Annotated in this window: 1 protein-coding gene and 1 pseudogene; one reads left to right on the top strand and one right to left on the bottom strand. The window is 42.8% G+C overall.

What is annotated here, in order from left to right; translation table 11 throughout:
* Window positions 1–38: 38 nt before the first annotated feature.
* Window positions 39–206, top strand: a pseudogene (locus tag AC1DWN_RS30645) (helix-turn-helix domain-containing protein); the annotation flags it as partial.
* A gap of 711 nt (window positions 207–917) precedes the next feature.
* On the opposite strand, the gene AC1DWN_RS30640 reads toward AC1DWN_RS30645, so the two are convergent.
* On the bottom strand, window positions 918–3,443 hold a 2,526-nt coding region (locus AC1DWN_RS30640; protein WP_477562639.1), incomplete at its 5' end, for an S-layer homology domain-containing protein.

Genomic DNA, 3,443 nt, shown 5'->3' with positions numbered 1-3,443 from the left:
GCCCCCACCGGTACTTTATGAACTAACGACTTGAACAAGCAAAAACCGAGCTCCGCGAGACGAACCATTCCGTTACACTCATTGCTGATAAACTCGGCTTTTCGTCTGTACATTATTTTTCGAGACAATTTTCTAAACACCTAGGAGAATCGCCCAACCAATACCGAAAACGCATTCGCAGCCAGATTTATTCTATCCAACCATAAAATAATCCTTTTTTTATATACAGTGATCATTATTAGGCACACATAGAAAAACCCAATCATAGCAAGGATAAGCTACAACTGGTGTGGGTAACGGTTATAACTGAGACAAATATCGAACAAAAACAAGCGTTATTTCATCTATAAATGAGACTTATTACATCGTGAATTGAGACTTTTCGTTGAAATTTCAATTATAAATGAGATTTGTTGTTCTATCATTTTTACTTACTTGTACTTAATTCAATTTCTATTCCTACTCTAAATACTTATCCTTAGATATTTTCAATAAAAAAGCCAATAGAAGACACATTATTTAACTTAACAGATAATTTCACTTAAAATATTGGCTCTGTTATCCTTGATTGTTGATATAAACAAAAGAAAAACCGCTCCACCATTACGCAGTTTTTCATTAATCACATTGTTGTAACTGTCAACTTCATCATTCAAATCCCGTTTGCCACTGACATCAAACTCAGTATTAGTGGCGGCTATTGTAGTGTCACAGACTAATTGCTTATCCATATCAATATAAATTAGATGCAAATAATCCGTTTCGTACAATGTATCTAACGGGCAAATATAAAATTAGAACTGGTAGTCCTTTCGGGTTTATAATAATAAAGAAGATCGCCTGCACTAAGCAGACAATCTTCTTTATTAAGCTACTTCCTATTTAATTAGAAGGTTCAAAATAATCCACATAAATTATTAAGGTTGTTGCGAATTAAGTTGGTTCATCAATCGGTACATAATAACTGCCACTTCTGCTCTTGTCGTCGTAGCATTCGGGTTAATCAAATCTGCTCCTCTGCCTGTAATAATGCCATCTTTGACTAGCGCCGCCACAGCATCTACTGCATACGCTGCAATATCAGATGCGTCATTAAAACTGTTCAAATCAGATGCCGATCCATGAGGTTCCCATTTACCAACAGCCTGTAGTGCTCTTACGACTAGCACCATCATATCCTGCCTAGAGATTTCCTCTGTCGGATTGAACATTCCAGCTCCAGTTCCGTTTGCGATTCCCAGTGCTTTAACAATGCCGAGCGCTTCATAGTAGTAAGCGTCTTGATCAACATCCTCGAAGTTGTCGCTAATTTCAGCTTTTAAGCCTAGTGCTCTTACGAGCAACGTTACAAAGTCTGCTCTTGTGATCGCTTTACCAGGCTCAAACGTCGTTGTCGAAGTGCCTAGAATAATACCTTGTTGCGCTAATGTATCAATTGCTAACTTAGCCCATCCATAGTTGGCGATATCGATAAAGATCGGAGTGCTTGGATCCGGAGTAGTACCATTCCCCTCTCCTTCAGCATCCTTAACGATTACGGTAACGGCAATCACTGCTGTTTTCCCTTCATAACTTACCGTTACGTTGGCACTTCCCTTGGAGACTGCGGTTACGACACCATTCGTACTTACTGTAAGCACACTTGGATCCGACGATTTATAAGATGCTTTACCTGTGACATTCGTCTTCGTTCCATTACTATAGTTCGCTATAACCTCAATCGCGTGAGTCTGGTCTACTTCCAGTGAATTGCCGTTAGAATCGACAGTAATTCCCGTTAAGACAACTTCCGGTTCTGAATTTCCAGGATTGACCGGTTTACTAGCATTGACCGTTACATCGTACACAGCCTTATGTCCGCCGTCAGCTGTTATTACTGTAATTTTCACAGTTCCTGCGGATACGGCAGTTACTATCACGCTTGTCGTTCCACTTGCCTCATCATATACGGCAGCTGAAACCGTTACTGCGCTTCCTTCCACTACATAAGTTACCGTTTTATCCGTTGCGTCGGCTGGACTTACGGTTGCCGTTAAGCTATCCGTTCCGCCAATCTCTAGTACAGCAGATGTTTTGTTCAAGGCAACACCATTAACTACTACATCTTCGGGATTCGTTGTTGTTGCATTGACCGTTACATCGTACATAGCCTGATATCCACCATCAGTTGTCGTTGCTGTAATTTTCGCAGTTCCTGCGGATACTGCAGTTACGGTCACGCTTGTCGTTCCACTTGCCTCATCATATAAGGCAGCTGAAATCGTTACTGCGCTTCCGTCCACCGTATAAGTTACCTTTTTATTCGTTGCATCGACTGGACTTACGGTTGCCGTTAAGCTATCCGTTCCGCCAATCTCTAGTACAGCAGATGTTTTGTTCAAGGCAACACCATTAACTACTACGTCTACTGGAATCGTTATTTCCGCTAGCACTGTCACGTTAATGCTTATTGGCAATAATACGCCGTTAGGATCCGTCACACCTTCTGGCAGTGTTACGGTTCCAGTGACCATAAAGTTCTGTACTGTCTCAACAGTCGGGTTATAGTCTGCACCGTCGACATCCCATGTCACATCAGCATTTATGTTTCCTACATCAGTAACCAATTCTACGGTTGCAGGCAATCCAAGATCCGCTGCTGTCTTCGCCGTTCCGTTCACTACCCCTGTAATCGCTGCAGGCGCTGTTATGATCTGCAACGTCATGCCTCGCCCGATATTCATCAATTGCGTGACTTGAGCCTGAGTCAACGGGCCGTTATATACGCGAACGTCGTCCAACAGTCCAGTGTAGGCTTCTCCGTAGTTAGCGGATCCCAGCATAATTTTACTCGTTACTCTCGGAAGCGGTCCAAGATTCGTTGCATCACTTGCTACGAGTACACCGTCTACGTAGACCTTCATCCCAGTGTTCTGACTGTAAGAAGCCACATAATGATGCCATTCATTATTGCTGTAGTTCCATTGGAACGACACCGATTTATTACTAGATGATCCATTGGGCCAATAGGCTACTTGAGCTGTACCCTTGTCTGTCAACTGTAGTGCTGTGAAACGATTATCTTGTCGGAAAATGCTAGAGTAGCCGTTTGCGGGCTTCGAAGTTTTGAACCAGAACGACACGGTCTCCTCACTCGTTTCATTCAACGATGCGGTAGGGACGACCTCAACCCTTGCCTTTGATGAACCACCTCTGAATTCAAGTGCTCCGTCGATCATGCCTGCATTATTCCAAGTTGGAGTGTCAATCAATGTTCCGTTATTGCCCTTTCCTGAAAAATCAACAGCGGTTGTACCGGATCCATCATCGAACTTCCAATGGGCCACTAGCTCGGTAGGCTTAGCCGTTACGCTAATGCTTGTTGTCAATTCCACACCATCATTCGGATTCTTCACAAATTCCGGTAATGTTACAGTTCCAGCGACCGTAAAGGTCTGTTCTGT

The sequence above is a fragment of the Paenibacillus sp. P4_A7 genome (assembly GCF_056402455.1).
This window is presented reverse-complemented; position numbering and strand designations above follow the sequence as displayed.